Annotated in this window: 14 protein-coding genes and 1 riboswitch; of the genes, 3 read left to right on the top strand and 11 right to left on the bottom strand. The window is 32.6% G+C overall.

Features of this window, described 5'->3' with window-relative positions:
- Nucleotides 1-6: 6 nt before the first annotated feature.
- The 5 genes from F9279_RS20165 to F9279_RS20185 all read right to left on the bottom strand — a co-directional run bounded on the left by F9279_RS20165 (nucleotide 7) and on the right by F9279_RS20185 (nucleotide 8,573).
- Entirely contained in the window at nucleotides 7-444 is a 438-nt protein-coding gene (locus tag F9279_RS20165) for a PTS sugar transporter subunit IIA (protein ID WP_152116033.1), read from the bottom strand.
- The gene (locus F9279_RS20170; RefSeq protein ID WP_152116034.1) at nucleotides 434-1,924 is read right to left on the bottom strand and encodes a BglG family transcription antiterminator; all 1,491 of its coding nucleotides are present in this window, start codon (nucleotides 1,922-1,924) and stop codon (nucleotides 434-436) included. The genes F9279_RS20165 and F9279_RS20170 overlap by 11 nt, the downstream gene beginning before the upstream one ends.
- 242 nt (nucleotides 1,925-2,166) lie before the next feature.
- Entirely contained in the window at nucleotides 2,167-4,668 is a 2,502-nt protein-coding gene (locus F9279_RS20175) for a phosphatase PAP2 family protein (RefSeq protein ID WP_152116058.1), read from the bottom strand.
- 660 nt (nucleotides 4,669-5,328) lie between these two features.
- A complete protein-coding gene (locus tag F9279_RS20180) occupies nucleotides 5,329-6,096 on the bottom strand; it encodes an ABC transporter ATP-binding protein (RefSeq protein ID WP_413463232.1) in 768 nt (255 codons plus the stop codon).
- Between the two features lie 122 nt (nucleotides 6,097-6,218).
- Nucleotides 6,219-8,573, bottom strand: a complete 2,355-nt coding sequence (locus F9279_RS20185) for an FtsX-like permease family protein (protein ID WP_152116035.1) — start codon at nucleotides 8,571-8,573, stop codon at nucleotides 6,219-6,221.
- 1,223 nt (nucleotides 8,574-9,796) lie between these two features.
- On the opposite strand from F9279_RS20185, the gene F9279_RS25315 reads away from it, so the two are divergent.
- On the top strand, nucleotides 9,797-9,973 hold the full coding sequence (locus F9279_RS25315) for a hypothetical protein (protein ID WP_193224641.1): 177 nt from the start codon (nucleotides 9,797-9,799) through the stop codon (nucleotides 9,971-9,973).
- A 286-nt stretch (nucleotides 9,974-10,259) separates the two neighbouring features.
- Here F9279_RS25315 and F9279_RS25320 read toward each other — a convergent pair whose 3' ends face one another.
- The 3 genes from F9279_RS25320 to F9279_RS20195 all read right to left on the bottom strand — a co-directional run bounded on the left by F9279_RS25320 (nucleotide 10,260) and on the right by F9279_RS20195 (nucleotide 13,293).
- The gene (locus F9279_RS25320) at nucleotides 10,260-10,424 is read right to left on the bottom strand and encodes a hypothetical protein (RefSeq protein ID WP_193224642.1); all 165 of its coding nucleotides are present in this window, start codon (nucleotides 10,422-10,424) and stop codon (nucleotides 10,260-10,262) included.
- A gap of 132 nt (nucleotides 10,425-10,556) precedes the next feature.
- Complete coding sequence (locus tag F9279_RS20190) at nucleotides 10,557-10,889, bottom strand: hypothetical protein (protein ID WP_226793754.1); 333 nt, start codon at nucleotides 10,887-10,889, stop codon at nucleotides 10,557-10,559.
- Nucleotides 10,849-13,293, bottom strand: a complete 2,445-nt coding sequence (locus F9279_RS20195) for a hypothetical protein (protein WP_152116036.1) — start codon at nucleotides 13,291-13,293, stop codon at nucleotides 10,849-10,851. The genes F9279_RS20190 and F9279_RS20195 overlap by 41 nt, the downstream gene beginning before the upstream one ends.
- 71 nt (nucleotides 13,294-13,364) lie before the next feature.
- Nucleotides 13,365-13,450, bottom strand: a riboswitch (cyclic di-GMP riboswitch).
- 629 nt (nucleotides 13,451-14,079) lie between these two features.
- Here F9279_RS20195 and F9279_RS20200 point away from each other — a divergent pair.
- A complete protein-coding gene (locus F9279_RS20200; RefSeq protein ID WP_152116037.1) occupies nucleotides 14,080-14,265 on the top strand; it encodes a hypothetical protein in 186 nt (61 codons plus the stop codon).
- A gap of 45 nt (nucleotides 14,266-14,310) precedes the next feature.
- Here the strand turns inward: F9279_RS20200 and F9279_RS25780 are convergent, their stop codons facing one another.
- Nucleotides 14,311-14,754, bottom strand: coding sequence for a hypothetical protein (locus tag F9279_RS25780; RefSeq protein ID WP_226793757.1), 444 nt, complete (start codon nucleotides 14,752-14,754; stop codon nucleotides 14,311-14,313).
- 402 nt (nucleotides 14,755-15,156) lie between these two features.
- Between F9279_RS25780 and F9279_RS20210 the strand changes: the two genes are divergently transcribed.
- Nucleotides 15,157-15,561, top strand: a complete 405-nt coding sequence (locus tag F9279_RS20210; RefSeq protein ID WP_152116038.1) for a hypothetical protein — start codon at nucleotides 15,157-15,159, stop codon at nucleotides 15,559-15,561.
- A gap of 411 nt (nucleotides 15,562-15,972) precedes the next feature.
- Here F9279_RS20210 and F9279_RS20215 read toward each other — a convergent pair whose 3' ends face one another.
- Both F9279_RS20215 and F9279_RS20220 read right to left on the bottom strand, forming a co-directional pair.
- The gene (locus F9279_RS20215; RefSeq protein WP_152116061.1) at nucleotides 15,973-16,980 is read right to left on the bottom strand and encodes a YecA family protein; all 1,008 of its coding nucleotides are present in this window, start codon (nucleotides 16,978-16,980) and stop codon (nucleotides 15,973-15,975) included.
- 387 nt (nucleotides 16,981-17,367) lie between these two features.
- Complete coding sequence (locus F9279_RS20220) at nucleotides 17,368-18,633, bottom strand: hypothetical protein (protein WP_152116039.1); 1,266 nt, start codon at nucleotides 18,631-18,633, stop codon at nucleotides 17,368-17,370.
- Nucleotides 18,634-18,651: the final 18 nt, after the last annotated feature.

The following is an 18,651-nucleotide window of genomic DNA, read 5'->3' on the forward strand; positions in this document are numbered from 1 at the left end:
TTCCTCCTAATTTTTAATAATTTCTTTTATAAATTCTTCTTTTTCATTACTATTTAACAAACGATTAATATACTCATCATCAGCTAGAGTTCTGGTGAATAAGGCTATTTCTTTCTTTATTTGAACGCTTTCATTTTTCTTTAATAAAATAACAATCAGTAACCGAATATCCTTTGTCTTGGAATCCCATGCTTCAATTGGATTTGCTAAACGGATAAATAGAACTTGACTCTTTTCTAACTGATCACTTTCAATATGCGGCAACATCACATGTTCTGCGATTAATGTGCTACCTATTTTTTCTCGTTCATTTAATTGCTTGATTACTTCCTCTTTTTGTAATGGATTATCTTGACTTACAACTTCGGAAATAAAAGAGTGTACCTCGTCTTTTGTTTTTAACTCACAGTCAAAATAAACTTGATAGATTGAATTAACATCCATGGTAAACTTCCTCAATCTTTCCCTGAAGTCTCTTCTGATCATCAATTGTAAACATTGCACTTACTAATAAATAAGGAATTGGTACTTCTTCCTTAATATGAACAGTACTTAGAATTAACTCAGCATCTGCGTATTTCTCTTTTAACATTTGTGTATTACGTGATGCCACTACATCAACAATTTCTATCTCAGGAAATTTCTTGGAAACTTTTGCTTTTAAAAGTTCTGAAGTCCCAATTCCTGTTGTACACATGATTAATGTTTTTATTGGGCGTTGATGTTGGCCAGTTTCAATAGCTTTCGCAAAATAAAGGGTGATAAACCCATTCTCATCATCATTGATGGCTGGTAAGTTAAACTCCTGGCTCACCAATTTAGATACATTCATTACACCTAAAAATACTTCCTCATACGTTACCTTAATTTGACTTAGCAAACTATTTTTAACCCGAATTTTGTGCTCTAATCGATTCAGCATTGGTTTAATATGGTTGGCTAAATCTATAAATATAGACTGACCATCTATATCCATTCCTAAGCTAGTACTCATTCCCTCAATATATGCTCTCGTTACTGAAATCACTTCTGATGAAAAAGTGGAAGTAATAGCATGAGATCCCTGCATTCGCGATGACACTAAATACTGATATAGAAAGTAAATCTCCATATCTGGCAAAGGATTGTTCAAATATTTCTCGATATTACGGACAATCATTTTAGCAACCGGATACAAAATATCTCGCTCCATGTTCTCCATTTCTTCTTTAGAAATTTCATCAGTAAACTTCCTAGTAGGAACTTTCCTTGATCGACTAAGAAGTATATATAAATGCGAGAAAATGTTTACATTATATGGGTAAGGAATGGTTATATTTAAATCTTCTTCAATCTTTCTTAATTGATCCAATATAAATAAAACATCATACTGATTGAAGTTCAGCTTTGGATTCCTTTTTAAATCATCAATATCGATAATATTAAAGATTTCAATGATGTCTTTAATAGCTTTTCGAATATTAACTTCTTCCCCAAGTATGGCCAATGTTCGATTTTTTCTCTCTAAAACCAAATTGTATTTTTTAAGCTCTTCACTCATTATCTGCTCGTCATTAAAAGTAACAGATTCGCCTACATAATAATGACTAAATAAATGATAAACATTTAATGGTTTTGGTGAAGCTAACAACAATTCTTCCATAATTCGTTTACGTCTTTCGCTAGGAGAAAATTGCATTTCTTTATCTTTATAGTTACTTTTTTGGGAATTAATAAATCTCTCGTAATCTAGCTTATATCCTCTCCCTCTCTCAGATATGATTAAAGGGCCATCCTCGTATTCGTTGTTAATTTTATTTATTAAACGATAGACAGTTTTTTGAGAAACATTTAATACCTCAAGGAGATCCTTCGATGTAACATATCCTTGATTTTTAGAAAGAAACAGTAACAGATCTTGTTCATGATTGCTTTTAGAACTCATCTCCTTGCCTCCTTGATTTCATATTATCACACAATTAAAAAAACAATTCGCTGGAAAGTGACCGTTGCAACGGTCACTTTTTTCTGTACATTTTATAGGGGGATTGTTGGGGCGTCAAGGGTGGGGGTAATTGATAATGCTACAGTGAAGAATACTATGGGGTATAAAACAAAGAAAAAACCAAATCATTAAGAAATGGTTTGGTTTTTTCTTTGTTTTCAATATTTATCTACCAAATAAATTTATGCTTTTCTTTTTCTTGTGTAGAAGAAGAACATACCACTTAAGAAGAGTAAAAACCCTACTAATAAGTACTGATAGTTCATAGTGGCAGTTTCCGGTAGTTTATGTCCGTCTGCCCCGTTGGTAGTTTTTGATTCATTGCTACCTTTTGAATCAGTAGAATTCTCTGTATCCTTTGGACCTTCCACGTTGACAGGTTTTTCATTGTCTTCTGGTTTCGGTGTAACCGGTTCAGTAGTATCTTGTTCTTCTGGTTTCGGCGTAACTGGTTCAGAAGTATCCTGTTCGTCTGGTGTCGGTGTAACTGGTTCAGTAGTACCAATTTCTTTAATATGCGCAACAACGCTATCATTGTTATAAGTTACTGTTACATCGTAACCATCTGCAGTTATATTATCGAATTTACCTTCCACACTGTCAGCTGTAAATAAAGTAATATCTGCAGCCTTGTCTATTTTATAATTAGTGAAATCTAAATTCAGATCCCCACCATCAAGGTATAACTGTCCATCTACATTTAATTGTGCTTGGTCATTATCCATTGCCACATCAAGACTTCCAGCTTCCATTGTTAAATTACCGTTTATATTCATAGGTTCTTTAACATTAACTAAAACTGTACCATTTTCTATATAAAGGTCTCCTTCACCAAAAGCAGTCGCAGAAGTAGCTTCTAATGTTCCACCTTGTAGTAATGTACCTCCTGAATAACTATTACTTCCTGTCAATGTAAGTGTACCTGTCCCTTGCTTAGTAAGCATACCACTGCCAGTTATATCATTTCTCCACCAATCATGAGCATTAAATCTTCCTTTTGAAGCATCCATATCAACTGTTACATTGCTTAAAAACGCACCATATCCATCAGATGCTGTTACCAAATCAATTCTTCCCCAACCATTTGATTCGTCTATTACAGGGTAGCCTGATTCAATTTCTGTGGTATACAATACTTCTCTACGTTGTTCTTCAGTCAAATATGGTTGACGAGTTTCCAATAAAACTTCAGCACCTTTAGGTACTACTGGGTCTAAACCTTTTATGCCAGTTTGAGGTAATCCGTATGTAAGTTTTTCCCTGTAGAATGCTTTGTTTGCTTCATGATTTTCCCATTTTTGTTCATCGTATGCACTTTCAAACGTATAATCCTCTGTTACCGTATGTGCATATTCGTACAAGCTCATTCCATTTGATGCAGCTAATTCACCGAATACTTCTCCTGCATTTTTATAAGCCTTATCTAATACCTCTTGGTTTTCTGTAAGATTGTATGCGAAGGCAGTCATTGCAGTTGATTGTATTCTTGCTCCTATAACATCAAGTGGCGAGTGCATGCCAGTCACTATTCTATTTTCTCCCATTTGAGCTGCTCTAGTTAAAAACTCTGAAAATCTTTCAGGTGTTGCGTATGCAAATCCGAATGTTGATAAATATGCTGCACTTGTATGCCCACTTGGAAATGCTCCGTCTTTACCTCTTCCGTCTTCTGCTGTTCTTTTAACATACTCTAATGCAGGAATTACTTCCACATTTGTTTCGTATTGTTGGTAATGTCTTTCACCTGTTTCTTTTTTACCGCCTGAAGGTAAATCTACTGCTGCACTTTCACCACTACCGAGTGTGGCCCATACTGGTAAACCATTCTCATCCACTACTTCTTTAACTTCTCCATTTGAATTCATTCTAAAAGGTCTTGGAGATGAGAAAAAGTACTTAGAAGGATTTGAAGAAGCAGGACTTCTAAATCTAACTAAATCAACTAAATCTAATGCATCTGATAGTTGGGATCCTTGCCATTGCCCCATTCCTTGGCTCTGATCCTCAGCAGTCGCTTCTTCTAATACTACATTCATGTCCTCTTTTGATCTGATAACACTTGTGGTTGGATTAACGATATTTACATAAGTATTTGCTAATGGTCCATAAGCATCCATCATACTATATATCTTATCTCGTTGATCATCATAATAAGCTGCTAGCGCTTCTTCATCTGTTCTATTTTTAGTAACGTCCTCTACATACTTAATATTAGCTGTCCAAGTCTGTGGATTTCTAATTTCTTCGTTTGCGTATGTCTTCATATCCGCTACTATCTTTGTTGCATCATTTTTATATCCATCAAAATAAACGGTAGGCCCGTCCCCATAATTAGCAACTTTACCATTTAAATTTGGAATAGTTAACGCTGTTCCGTCTCTCCAAGCCGGTTGGTTCATAGACCAGACTTGATCAAAACCGTCTAAAATTTTTATAAAAGGATTAGTACCAGCAATATTCTTTAAAGTTGAATCATTAGCATTTGCTCCAAAATCCACTGCTGGTAAAGGCTGGTCCACTTGAGGAGGATTTGTATTTATTTCTCCAGTAATCCCTTGTGGCTTTGAAGGTTTTGAACTCTCCTGTCCAGAATATTGACTATTAGCCAGAACAGAAAGCTCAAAAGAATTCATAGTTAGTGCTGCAAGTAATAGTATTATCGATATTTTTCTTATGAATTTCATCCCTTTTTATTTCCCCTTCTCTCTTGTATTTTTAACAAACAAATTTTATTTTAAAAGAAGTTTGTTAATTGAATATATAGATACTGTTTAAATTTCATATTTTTTATGTAGACGGGAAGAGACTTATTACGAAAATTAGCTGGAAATCACACACATTCTCTAGCTAACGAAGCACTTATTTCCTTTTACAAAAGAACCCTTTAAATTCTCTAATGTTCACATTTTCTCATCAGTCCATATGAGCGCACTGTCTGCAATAAGACATTCTATACTCCATTTTTCAAAGAAATAAAAAAGGAAGCCGCACAAAAGTTCAAGTGAACTTATGAGAAGCCTCCGTCATAATCTTCCATGTTAGCAAACTACTCTCATCTTACTACTACAAAAACCAGTCATTTCAATTTTTGGATGGTGCTTTTTACTCATGCTGCCTGTAAATTTTAAGTTTTTAATATTAATAACGAGAAGTGCAAAAAGTACGGTAAATAACTATTTCGTGTATTCTTGTCTATAACCTTTAACAAGGATTTACCATTTTTTATAGGGGTGAATTAGCAAAGAATTTACGTGTTTTCCCTAAAAAGTCATTGTTATTATCTTGTTCTTTAGAACATACCTCATAAATCCCTCCTATAAGCTTTAGGCAGATGACATTAAAATCTATAACCCATTTTCCACTAACCATTTCATAATGCTTTCTTCTCTTTCCTTCATATCATCTCGCTGTGCATCATATTTACGCATTTTCTTCTGTGAAAGAATATTTCCATCTACCATAAACAGTATTCTTTCCGTTTTTGCTGCTACCTTTACATCATGAGTAACGAGCATTACCGTTGTACCATATTTATTAATCTTTGCAAGGATTGACATAATCTCTTCTGTCGATTTGGAATCTAGTGCTCCAGTCGGTTCGTCTCCAAATATGATATCTGGATCATTTATCAATGCTCTGCAGATTCCTACTCTTTGCAGTTGTCCACCAGATCCTTGAGTGATATTATAATTCGCAAGTTTCTCAATCCCTGTCATTTTCATTAGTTTTTTTGCTTTATTATTTACTACCTTTTTATCTGCTTCTGTTGATATAAGTGCAGGAAACATAATATTGTCAATCAAGGACAGATTCTTTAATAGATAAATATCCTGAAAGATAAACCCCATTCTTTTCAGTCGAATCTTCGCTAATTCTTCTTCTTTTAGACTACCAATTTCATAGCCTTTAAACTTTACACTACCAGAAGTAATTCTATCCATACCACTTATATTATAAAGTAGTGTTGATTTCCCGCTTCCTGATGGCCCCATGACCGATACGAATTCCCCTTCTTCCACTTCCAAATTTATATTATTTAAGATATGAAGCTCATTACCTTTTCCTAATTCTACTTTTTTGCTCATACTTCTTGCTTCTATTATATTGGTCACCTATATTCCTCCCATGTCAGATATTAATATCAAAGTCTATTTCCTAAGAAAATTCTAGATTACGCTTTAGAAAAATAGTTGATGTCTATAGGGTATTAGCATGAGAAACAATTTTTGTACTATCACCTTCTTAAAATGACAGATAGATCATCTTTTACGGCTACCTTACAAGACATAAATATCGTCCAGCCAACGGCTATAATAAGTGCTAATGGACAAAGCAGCCAGGTCTGCCAAATAATATGAACAAATTCAATTTTTGCCGCTCCCATAGTAGACATAGCCATACTTACAAGATATTCCCCTAAAAAATTTGCAAACAGAATTCCAAGTAAGATTCCCAATATCAGTACCATTAAAGTTCCTGCCATATATTGATGACTAATTTGCTTTAAAGTTACTCCCACACTTCGCATGATGGCAATTTGAGACATATCTTTTGATAATAACATTCGAAGGAATAATGCCGTGATTAATATAGCTATGATAATAGCGATTGAGATTCCGCCTATCACTACGATTCCTAACTGTTCTATGATATTTCCAAGCGTCTGCTGCGTATATTCCTTGATATCATTCACCTGAGCCGAGCTATAAGCAGTCTGGTAGTAATCCATTTTCAAGCGTTTGTTAACACCTTCCGCCAAATCCATACTCACAATATACCAAAGAACAGCTTCTTCATTTACTCCAAGACTTTTATGTGCCTTTGCTGTTTTACCTCCATTTGTAATATCTTGATAAATACCTGCAACTGTTACAGTCTGTTCTTCCCCGCCTACCCTGACAGTTACTTCATCTCCTACTTTCTTATTTAATCCGTCTTTTCCAGCATTGGCTAGTGAAAGCGATATTTCACCTTCCCTCTCTGGAGCTCTGCCTTCTAGAAATTTTAATGGAAATATAGAAAAATCACCGACTTCAATATTAATATTGTTCCAAGTACCTTCTGAGCTTTTGACCTGGTAGGAACTTGTGATGTAAGATGCAAACTTTTCTATATCCTGATCATTTTTCAACTCTTCCTGCAGTTTTATAAAATCTTCTGTTATACTATCGGTTCTACGAAGATCGATTCTCATGTCTTGTTTTCCTATTCCCATATACGTGGAAAATTCAGAAGAATTTATAGTGTTATACATATTTACAGGGAGTATAACAATAAACGTACATATGATAAAAATAACTAACAGTAACCTGTATAATTTGAATCGTTTCCATACATCCCCTATACCCATGTAAATATTAGTGCTCAGGAATTTGTTCTTTAGGAGCGGGAAATGGTATTTTTGGTTCTTTCCATGCTCCATGATAGCTGAACGCAAAGCTTCCACCGCAGAAATCTTATCGATTCTTTTCAGTACTTGCTTGCAGTACATCACAATCATGAAATATACAAGTAATGGAGCTATAAGCGATAATATATACTTTAAGCTTCCTGATAAATCAGAAGATATATATAGACTCATATTACCGTTTAACAGGCTAACCGTTGCAAAGGACAGGAGGTAACCCATAATACCGGCAGCTACTGAGATAGCTCTATATTTGTTTAGATAGACCTTTTTTACATCTTTTCTGGATACCCCCATCGCTTTCATAACACCGATTTCTCTAATATCTTCATCAATCGTTGCCAGAAATGTAAGTCTGATACAGAGCGAAGCAATCACAATAAGCAGAATACTTATAAATAAAATAACAATCACAACCACCATATCTGACAAGGCATTAAATATCATAAATATCTTACCTTCTAATATAGGACCGTTTGCCGGAAGACCTGCTTCGTTATAGGCAGTCTGAACAGTAGCAGAATCCCCATTTTCATTCAGCTTGAATTCAATCAAATATTCTAGTTCACTAGCCTGCATTTTAAGCATTTCATCAAAGTCATCCTGGTTTATTACAAACCGTTTCGAAGAAGTAAGGGAAGAGTTCATCTCAAAATCTCTTGCATAATCTGAAATGATAAACTCCTTCTCATACCTGCCGTTTATAACTGTAACCGTATCACCTATTTTTAAGTCCCTTTGTTCCATAAAATAAATGGGAACAGCTATGAACCCTTCCTTTACATCCAGCTTTTCATTATCCAAATTCAATATAAAATCAAAATTCTTATTCTGTACAACAAATGAAATATCCTGTATGGTGCCAGCCATCGTTTGATTCTGACCAAAATGAATATTGCTTCCCTCGATATTCTGAAGAACCATTGTCTCCTGAATAGCAATATGGTCCCGGTATTGTTCTGTGAATTGGTCGATTTCTGCTTGGTCATATTCTCCAGCATGCATCACCGTAATGTCAGCTGGCACCGCACTTTTTTGAAAATTGGACATCCCCTGAATCAAATTGGCTATGTTATTAATGGCACTAGCTGCCAAAATAACTGCCATCGTGATAAATACAAATACTGTCATCGTTACAATTTTGTTTCTGAGAAAATCATTTTTGACTATTTTCAAAAACATTATTTTTTCTCCTTCCTGGATCGATGATATTTATTCTGTCCTTGTCTCTAGCAATCTTTTTTCATTTCTTCAGAGGAATATTTTCAGCATATTCTTTAAACAACTTTTTCTTAGACTAGTTTCTTATAAAGCATGACCTTAATTATTTATTAAGTTTACTAAAGTAATCATACCAAATGGAATTTACTGGGTACACCTAATTAAGGCTTATTATCTTCTACGACGTCAGCCGTATTTTAATAAGTTGACTACTGAAGAATACTGGAAATATTAATTAAAAAGAAAGAAAGTGTAAGAACTGACAATCAAGAAGCGTTTATTTTGGGACTTATGGTTTTCGGGGTTTTTTTATTCAAACTGAGATCAGCAATGGGGTAAGTAATCTCTATCTTTTTATAAGTCTTTCTAACTCGAAATTCGATGGTTTCACTTTCAATAAAAGTTATACAAGAAAATAAAAAGAAAGCCTTCCACAAGTTTACTCGACTCATGAAAAGCTTCCTTTTATGTCCTCAATATTAACGTTTCACTTTCACCTAACGTAAAACCCTTAACTATCAAGGGGTGAAGCGGCAGATTACATCATGCCGCCCGTAAGCTTAGAGTGTGTAATATCTTTAATGTTTTGTGCAAAAAGTGCGATATACCAATGTTTTGCTGAATTTGAGTTGTAACATCTTTAACGGGAATTTACCGTTTTTCACTGGATTGCGTTAGCAAAATGTTAGCAATTTAGTGATTGCAGCCTTTAAGTTCATCCTATAGTAATGACCCAAACTAAAAAACGATCTTTGAAAAAGGTAAAGGAGGTATTAAATAGTGGATTCAATTTCTCACAATGACAGTAAATTAAGGCACATCTTCAATGAAATGAAACAACATATCAAACAACAAAATAATCTTATAGGAGAATTAATTAGTGCTATAGAGGAAAAGGATACACAGATTCTCCACTACAAAGGACGGTTGGAAATCTTATCAAACATGGTCTATCTAAGGATGAAATTCTTGAAGTAACATGCATTTCTTCTGAGCAATATGAAGAGCTACTTGCTAAAAAGAAGTATTATCAACTACCTTATATTTATTTAAATGAGCAAGAAAAGATTGAATATAACATCCTCATTCAAGACATTCAAAAGTCTACAGATATTTATGAACTGATTGATTCATCTAAAGAGGGTGAGCGAATAGTTTTCATCAACAAAGTATTAGGTAGATTCTTGAGAGAATATAGAGATATCAAAAATTCAGATGACGAGGATGTATATGATAAATTTATTGAAAGGATTATTAAGAACAGTAATGCAAAAAGTGCCTATTTAGCTTTAGTCCGAATCTTTGGAAATGAGATAAAGCGAAAGAGAGAAGAGGTTTTAATATCGTCAGCCATAGAATAGGTAGATATACACCATTACTGTAAATCAAACAAGAGTGCGATAAAATCTCCGCACTCTTGTATTGTCTTTGAACTATTTTTTACACATTTAATATATATCTTCAACTACAGGTCAAAAAGTGCAGTAAGGCAAGGATTTTTACCGTTTTTCATGAAATAACATTAGAAAATGTTGGTACTCGCATAACGAACAGTTTAATCAAGTATCTTATATATTGGTGTATAACCAATTTTACTACTAGTAAAATATAAAGAAGGAAAGTGATTCTCTTTCCTTCTTTTTGCTATCACCTTTTTGATTTTTCATTATCTTTGTTTTTATCTAATCCCTTAATTTTCAGTGTAACATCTATTGCTAATCCAACACCCTTGCCAGCAAGCTCTCCCATTTTACCAGCTGCTTTCAATCTAGCTTCTCTCGGTAATTGGTTCCATATATCTTTTTTATTCATTATTATTTCCTTATACCTTATTTAGATTCGATTTAAGTTAAATCATATTTCGTATAATTCTTTTATTAATATGCTTTGTTTTTTGTTATGGACAATAGGAAATACTTTTTAAGCATAGCCTTTTAAGCTTTATTAAAAATCAAATCCTAAATTATTTGTGAGATCCCCATCAGGATTAGTTCTCTCATAACCTCCACCTTCACTAGCTGTTAGGTCATGGTGAGTATCGCTATCTCCATCTCTCCAATAACCATCAACTTGAGTACCATCACTTTTTGTATAACCTTGTACATAATGTGGATTAACATTATGTGTACCAACTATATTATTTACATCTACAATATTAGAATGGTTGGTAAATGGATTATTTTCAGATACACCACTTAGCTGATTTTCCTCAACTTTCCCCATATTTTCAAATGGGTCATTTGATTGTTGCTGTTGTCTCAAGGGATTTTGGAACATTTCCCGTTACCTCCTTTTGAAAGCTGTCTAGATATTGATTACTTAAATTAACTGTTTGATGTGTTAGTTCAATTAAGTCTCTTTTCTTAATAGTAACCGAATTATCGACAGGTAGTTGCTTGTATGTGTAATACTGTGTAATTTTATTAAACAATTCCTTTTGAACTTCTTTAGATTCAAGTTGTGGTTTATATATTTGATATAGTTGCTGGAATGTTTGATATACTGAGTTATTTGTCTCATTAATATAGTATGGTAATAGTGTTTGAGTAAGATGTTCCAGAGAATCAGTCATCTTATCAACACTAAAACTAATTCTATTTTTTTCATTGTTTTCCCTAATCTTCTCTTGTTCTTTTGCATAAGAATCTGAAAACCTAGTATTAATACCAGTCAAAATTCCACTGAGGAAGAAAGGTGCAGCAAGACCACCAGTTAGAGTTGTAGCCATAACTCCTAATACTCCCATACCAACTGCTAATGAATAGCCATCTTTTGTTCTTTGCTCTATTACTTTTGTATAATCTTCCCTCGAAATAAGAACAAAAGATACTGATGCTATTGAATTTTCAATTTCATTTAATGAACGGTTAATTTGGCTAGTTAAGCTCATTAAGTTACGTTGTAAATTCTTATAAGGTATTTGTGCAGACTGATCTCTTAAAATGTTTGCATCTTCATTTGCCAACGTAGAAGGGAGGTATATTGAAACCGTATCAAAATGTTTTTTTAGTGCTTGTATAGAATAATATAAATAATTTATTATTTTCTCATTTTTTAAATCAATATTCTTTTCGTTTTTCTGTATTTCTTTAAAACCATGATACATTGCAAAAATCTGACCAAAATAATGAAACAGTATATAATCATTAACTTGACGACTATAACTCAAATACAACTGCTCTGCTGGTACCTGTTCCAATGACTTATTTTTCGAATAATAGTAGGTTTTATAAATTAAATCTTTTATGATTGTATTTGGGACATTAATAATTAAATTCTTCTTATTATCAATTGTTGAAATTTGTAACTCTGAAAAGATTGATTCCTTATCTCCATACTTTGTTATAGATATATCAGTAATTTCTTCATTGTAATATTTGAAATGTATCGTAGAAGGACTCTGCGATAATAATATTTTGTCCTCATCCTGCTTAATGAAGAATGGTTCATCCTTTGAAGTGTACCCAAATATATACGAACTATCGGATTGCTTCGTGAAGAATTCATGTATGTGACTTTGTACAAATACTTTTAATAAAGCTATCTGATTCTTAAATATAATGAAAACATTATTATTATCTATTTGAACTTCTAATTTCTCCATATCTATCGTGTTCAGAACTTTTAAGTTACTTCTTGAAATAAATATTATTTTCGAACCGTCTGATAAGATGCCTACTTCTTCACCTTTAAAAGATTCTCCATTTAAAACACCACTTAATCTCCCAAATCTACATATCAATTTTTTATTGGTTTTAATTATGTTTCTTATTAAATATTCTTTTAGGCTACTACCATTATAAATATTTATCTGATATAAATTATTTTCAGATTCAAACACAATTTTATTTTCAATATTACTGTAATATGCATTTGTCTTAGACAATTTAAGTGTAACTAAGCACTTCTTTTCAAATTCATCTATAAAATAAATATTATTAGAGTCAAAACAAATTGCAATACTCTTATCTGCAATAAATTTATCATGAATATTAGCTGTTACACTAGTAGTAAAGATTTCAGAAACATCTCCAACTATATTAAAAATATTCTGATTGTAATTTTGCATCTTATTTAGTATCTCTTTTTTAACTTTTTCGTCAAAAGTATATACCCTTAATTCATATATAGTCGAGTTCCTTACCGAAAAAGAACCACTTATTTCAATAAATTTGTCCTTATCCTTAACGCTTTTTATACGGTAGAATGGAATCTCATTTATATAATTGTCTTTTGAAAATTTCAGTTTATTATTTTCTATTTTAATATAGTCGGTGAAAGTAATATGTTCTCCATTTATTGCCTTTCCTACTCTATATTTACAAATACTATTAGCATTCATATTATTCTTACATACTAGATTATTATGAGAAAGTTTTTCATAAACATTAATAAATTCTTGGTCAGTTAATAATACATTAAAAGAAAATTCTCCACCCACTTCATTCGATAAAGTAATACCATAATCATTAAACGAAAGATCTATATTTCCTGTATAACTCTTACTTTGTTCCTCACCAAATATTCCTCCTGTGTCATGTGCAAAAACTCTCCCTAGATTAGTAATATAAAAGCTTTTTGTTCCGACAATAGATTTATTAGGAATATTAAATACATCCCCAGATTGATAGATAGAAACTTCTCCATTATTAAATTTATTCTTTATAGCTGCGACAACCATACATATACCCTCTTTTCATTAATATGCGTTATAAAAAAATAAACGACTTGAGAAAAAGGTCGCTTTAAGTTTGAAGCAACTGGCTGGCATTTCTGAAATAGTTTTAGCCCCTCTAGTTTTGCGTCCTACTTTTTCAAGTAGTTTGCCAATATTTTATTATAGTATTTATTACCCATTAAAATATTACTATAAACCCTTTAAATTGGATAGAGTTGTAAAAACAATAATAAAACTAGCGACGGAACAATTTAGCATAGAAGATGCCACTATAATAATGTAATTCATCTTGACAAAATGGAGTTGACCTTTCGGCTTACCCCAACTATTAACAACTTTCCAAGCCATCTGTCTGGACCACTTGAAATCCATAAAAGAAGCTTCCCATAAGTTTAATCTCGTAAAAAGCTTCCTTTAAAATCCCCACTATAAGCAAAAATTTAGCATTTACTGTCATCTTTCTCAAAAACCCTTATATATCAAGTCTGTAAGAGAAAAGATCACTTCATGCCGCCCGTAGGTTGCTAGAGTGTAATATTGTTAACATTGAGTGAGAAAAATGCGGTAAATCAACGTTTTGGATGTTGTTGACTGCTCAATATGGGTTGAGAGGACGACATTGATGTTTTCAATCTGCCTGTTCTCGGAAACATATCCATGGCAATTTCTGCACCATCAGTAAGCGGGAACATTTAATGATTTTATGGTTCTCGGGAACATATCGACACCATATACTACTCTTCTTGCGGCATTCACCCTTCTTCGTAGTGGCCGGAGTTCTACCAACTGATGTCAGTTGGCAAATTTCAAATCATACGTAACACGGAGATGCACGATTTCATCAATCAGCAGCCGGCGCTGCATACTGAATTTGATGAAATCCTCTCCTCAAGAATGATACAAAAAATCACCATTTTCGAAGACTACTTAAATTTGGAATTCAAATCTGGTGTTGATGCAGATATTGAAGGATAAAGCAAAGCAGGACTTCTTACAATTATTTAGGTGGTCCTGCTCTTTTTAGTCATCGTTAGGTAAATACCATCCGTGTTCACGATGAATACTTGGTGCATGTGGAGTTTCATTGCCCCATGCTCTTTTACTCATCTCTTTATCGAATCTTCCAAGTAAGTTCTGTAGGCTACAAGCCGCTTTAAAATCATCACCTGATGAGCAATAGTCTAGTCTTACTTTTTCTCGTGCTGTATCAAGTTCTGCATCTGTTGCATTCTCAAACCATTTACTACTATAAAGATTTGCTTTTTCTATCTCATCTTTCAAATTATCAAATAATTCTTTTATAGCATCTTTATTCTTCAATCCAAGCACGATAGCAATAAGTGTAGGGATGCTTATTCCAATGAGAGCAAGCTGCTTTTTATGTGCTTTCATCCAAGTCATAATTCCATTCTTATCTTCAGTAACTTCTTCTATTTCCTGTTCATTCTGGATTCCTTTATTCATAAGAGTTCTCTCCTTTCAACTTTGCTCCCTCTATAGGGTACAGTCTACAGGCACTTTGTCCCGTCTTTTTCAGCCCCCTCATCTTATTTTAGAATCAACTGCGAGACGCACTCCACGTGGCTTGGATGGTGATGGCAGATATTTATTGATGTAGTGGTGTTTACCTATATTTGTTAATTAATAATCATTTTAACATTTGAAATGCAATATTACATCATTTCGCCCGTAAGCTGAGAGTGTGTAATATAGTTAACAAGAGGTGCAAAAGGCGCAGTAAATTAAGGTTTTTAATATTCGGTGTTGTAATATCTTTAACGCTATTTTACCGTTTTTCATGAGATTGCGTTAGCAAAACGTATAAATGACAAATTAAAGAGGCAGTTTGAAGACGTTCAATATCTTATGAAGAAAATAACAGGTATCACTGCCGAAAGATATGAGGATATTGTTGCTGAGAAAAAATATTATAACATCCCATATATATACTTAAATGAAGATGAAGCCGTAGAATATGAACTGCTACTTCGGGAGATTCACCATTCTAATGATATATATGAACTAATTAATCCTCTCAAGGAACAGCAACGAATTAAATTCATACACAAGGTATTGCTTCGATACAAGCAGGAGTATGATTGCCTAACTAAATCCAAGAACAGTGAAAACTATGAAGAGCTTATCCTAAATTACATTGATCGAACAGGTAAGGATCATGATGCTAAAAAAGCATATTCATCCTTGGTACGTAGATTTGGCAATGAAATAAAAAGAATGCGGGAGGAAGTACTTATAAAAATTTCTGAGTAAAAGTATTTGTCCAACCTAAATTGGATAAATAAATATTGTTAGTAGAATTTGTATGTCAAAAATAAGACACCTTTTTTCAAAAGGTGTCTTATTTTGTGAGCAAAGTAAGAGAAACAAATCCCCTATTTACGATAGTCCTCACTTGATAAAGTTTAGCATTAGCAGTTGATACAAATTAGATTGAAAAAAGAGTACGATAATAGCTATTTTTGCACTTTTTTTAATAGCGTTTAAACTGCTAATACTAATTTAATTTTTAATTTCTACGTGGCTACCTACTTTACAATTCATAAACAAAAGCTCCCAGAAGACTACATTTTCTTCTAATGAACAATCTCTTAATTAAGAACGCTTTTCAAAGGTTAACTCTAATCATTACTGAACGAAGTATATAATTATTCTAGATTTTAGCTATAAAACAAACATAGACTTTCTTTCTTCTTCGGAATTTAATAAATACTCTATAGGTGAAAATTGACTATAGCCTGTACAGTCAGAATAAATTTCTATATTCACACAAGATGGATCTAATTCAACTGTAATAGCATTGTAATCATAGTCATAGTAAAACTTGTATCCTTTATGGCCGATATCTGGGAAATTGTTTTTAAACTTTTCATTATACTTAGGTTTAAAATAATTAATTAATGCTCCCTCTGTAACATTAATTATTTGACTATCTAAATATAATGGCGGTGCTGATAACACCTTCAAGAAATGTTCTTTATCTTCTTTATCTGTCACCTGAAAACCTTTCCTTCCATCCATCGATGTCAGCAAACGCGGTGTAAACTCCCAAAGAGTAATCGCAATTTCGTAATTTATATCCTCATATAAAATATCAGCCATTACTTTCTGAAGTGTTTCATGAGATTTTAATCTTTTTAAAGCATCTCTATTCCCTATTTTCCCGTAAGCTTGTCCAACATATAATATCTCGCATTCCAGATTTTCAGTAGAAAAAGCTGTATATATCCAAAGAATATCAAATTTAACTCCTCCTCCACAGCCATCTTTCATAAATAAAATTTTGTCACTTTCTAATTCATAATCCACCATATTCTCATGTAGAGGTATTTTTATAGTTTCAACTTTATCAGTTAGAGTTACTCCGTGTTTTACTTGAACTTCTACATAAGTATCGGTTACTTTTAAGCTATTTTCTATAAAACTTAGTCTCTTAATTTTATTTATCATATATATATGATAAGAAGCATTTGATACATCAACAGTTTCTAACAGCTTAGGGTAACATATAGTTACTTTTGAGGAAAAAGTGTGAAGAGCAAACTCACTCATATATTTTCTTGGGATACCGTTATTTACTTTTGTTGCAGTAAACTTAGGATCATCTATGCAGCAATTTTTAAATTTCTTTCCAGAACCACAAGGGCATTTCTCGTTTCTCCCAATATTCATCATTTACCTCCTACTATCGATACCCTTCACATTTTAAAGTGGAGTCCAATAGAAAATTAATACCTTTTTTAAAATTAACCACAATAGCCTTATACAGAATATCTTATACTTGAATAAAACTTTGTTTGCCACAGACTGTTCATCTCAAACTAATTATTAAGGTTGCATTGAAGAGCAAAAATTCATCTGTCATAATAAAGATCCGACATCTAATTCTATACATAAACAGACGGATTCCCAATATATAAAAGCACCAGATTGTAGAGGGTTAACCTTTTTACTAAGTTAGGTTCACCGCACTGATTTAAATGGTTAGTTTTGCATTAGCCAAAAATTAAGTCAAAAGGAAGATATTAATCTGACAATATGGAAGTGACAATAAAATAACTATTCTACCTTCTCAGCAAATAATGTACTAATTTCCTCGTGGCCCACTTCCACTATTGACCTAGACTCCCCACTTGCACTAATTTTAGTAAAATCAACAATAGTAGTGTAAAGTGTTCTCCCATGGATATTACTAATAGGCGGAAGATCCACTTTTTTACTTTCATCATAATTAAAAATTACTAAATAACCTACATTATCACTATGCTTGGTAGTATAAGAATGTATTTGTTTTAACCCTTTAATTAACTGTTGTCTATCTCCATTAAATAGTTTAACTTCAACAATATGCTTACCATTATGCTCTATAAATAGATCTAGACGTTCAGCGCCTTCTCCAGAAACCCCAATTCGTTGCTCAATTATCGGATTAAAGCCTTGATTAAATAAAAATTCTGCTAAATCGTATTGAAGTGGTTCTTCTAGTAACTTTTTTTCCAAAATTATTTTTCTTAATCTCGGTTTATCAAAATTATGAACTTTTTCCTTATATCTATTAAGTACTAAGGAGAGTGTCCATTGAGTATTAAGAGATATTTTTAAAAAGTTTACTATATTAATAGTATCTTTAGATAAATTATGGCTTTCAACTACATTTTCTATTTCATCACGGTACTTAGTTATTAATTTTCTCGATTCTTTAAATCCACCTGTTTTTAGTAGTTCCTTTATTATTCCAAATAATTTCCCTCTAAAATGCTCCTTTTGACCTTTCCAAATAACCTGTTGGTAATTCCTTAAATCCCCTTTTATCTCTTGAATAATATCATTCCAGTTAATTAAATATTGTTCATTATTAACGGGTTGGGAAAATCTTAACATATGTAACTCTTTCTTTTTATTTAGCTTTTTACTAGCAATACTACTATCTATTTTCTTGTTTATTAAATCTTTTATTTCATTTTGGATGTTCCGCATATCAGAATCACTAAAAATCCCATCCATTTTTTCTGCATGTAGTAATAAATCATTACCTTGTGCTTCTTTAAGGTGTTCAACTTTTAATGGTTTACCTACTTCATTAAATGCTTCAAAATAAGGCTCTATGAAGTGTTTGAAGTTTTCAGATAGTTCAGTTGAATATTCCTTTAAATTGTTTTCATCCTCTAAGTCATTTATTATAAGATTTGATAAGGCTGAGAATAATACAGGTTCTCTACATATGTTATCTAGAAACATAACAAATGTGTAAGGTTCACTATTCTCTGTTGCACTTTTAAAATTCTCAAGTAGATCTATATAATAGTTATAAGCTAGATAATTCATTATACTTGGCCCCTTTTT

The sequence above is a fragment of the Bacillus sp. B1-b2 genome, from assembly GCF_009183415.1.
In the GTDB taxonomy this organism is placed as follows: Bacteria; Bacillota; Bacilli; order Bacillales; family Cytobacillaceae; genus Niallia.

Coding starts and splice junctions, on each gene's coding strand:
- F9279_RS25780 (WP_226793757.1), bottom strand. CDS start 14,754: ATGAATAAAGGAATCCAGAATGAACAGGAAATAGAAGAAGTTACTGAA.
- F9279_RS20190 (WP_226793754.1), bottom strand. CDS start 10,889: ATGTTCCAAAATCCCTTGAGACAACAGCAACAATCAAATGACCCATTT.
- F9279_RS20215 (WP_152116061.1), bottom strand. CDS start 16,980: ATGAATATTGGGAGAAACGAGAAATGCCCTTGTGGTTCTGGAAAGAAA.
- F9279_RS20170 (WP_152116034.1), bottom strand. CDS start 1,924: ATGAGTTCTAAAAGCAATCATGAACAAGATCTGTTACTGTTTCTTTCT.
- F9279_RS20185 (WP_152116035.1), bottom strand. CDS start 8,573: ATGTTTTTGAAAATAGTCAAAAATGATTTTCTCAGAAACAAAATTGTA.
- F9279_RS20220 (WP_152116039.1), bottom strand. CDS start 18,633: ATGAATTATCTAGCTTATAACTATTATATAGATCTACTTGAGAATTTT.
- F9279_RS20195 (WP_152116036.1), bottom strand. CDS start 13,293: ATGGTTGTCGCAGCTATAAAGAATAAATTTAATAATGGAGAAGTTTCT.
- F9279_RS25320 (WP_193224642.1), bottom strand. CDS start 10,424: ATGAATAAAAAAGATATATGGAACCAATTACCGAGAGAAGCTAGATTG.
- F9279_RS20210 (WP_152116038.1), top strand. CDS start 15,157: ATGAAGAAAATAACAGGTATCACTGCCGAAAGATATGAGGATATTGTT.
- F9279_RS20175 (WP_152116058.1), bottom strand. CDS start 4,668: ATGAAATTCATAAGAAAAATATCGATAATACTATTACTTGCAGCACTA.
- F9279_RS20165 (WP_152116033.1), bottom strand. CDS start 444: ATGGATGTTAATTCAATCTATCAAGTTTATTTTGACTGTGAGTTAAAA.
- F9279_RS20200 (WP_152116037.1), top strand. CDS start 14,080: ATGTCAGTTGGCAAATTTCAAATCATACGTAACACGGAGATGCACGAT.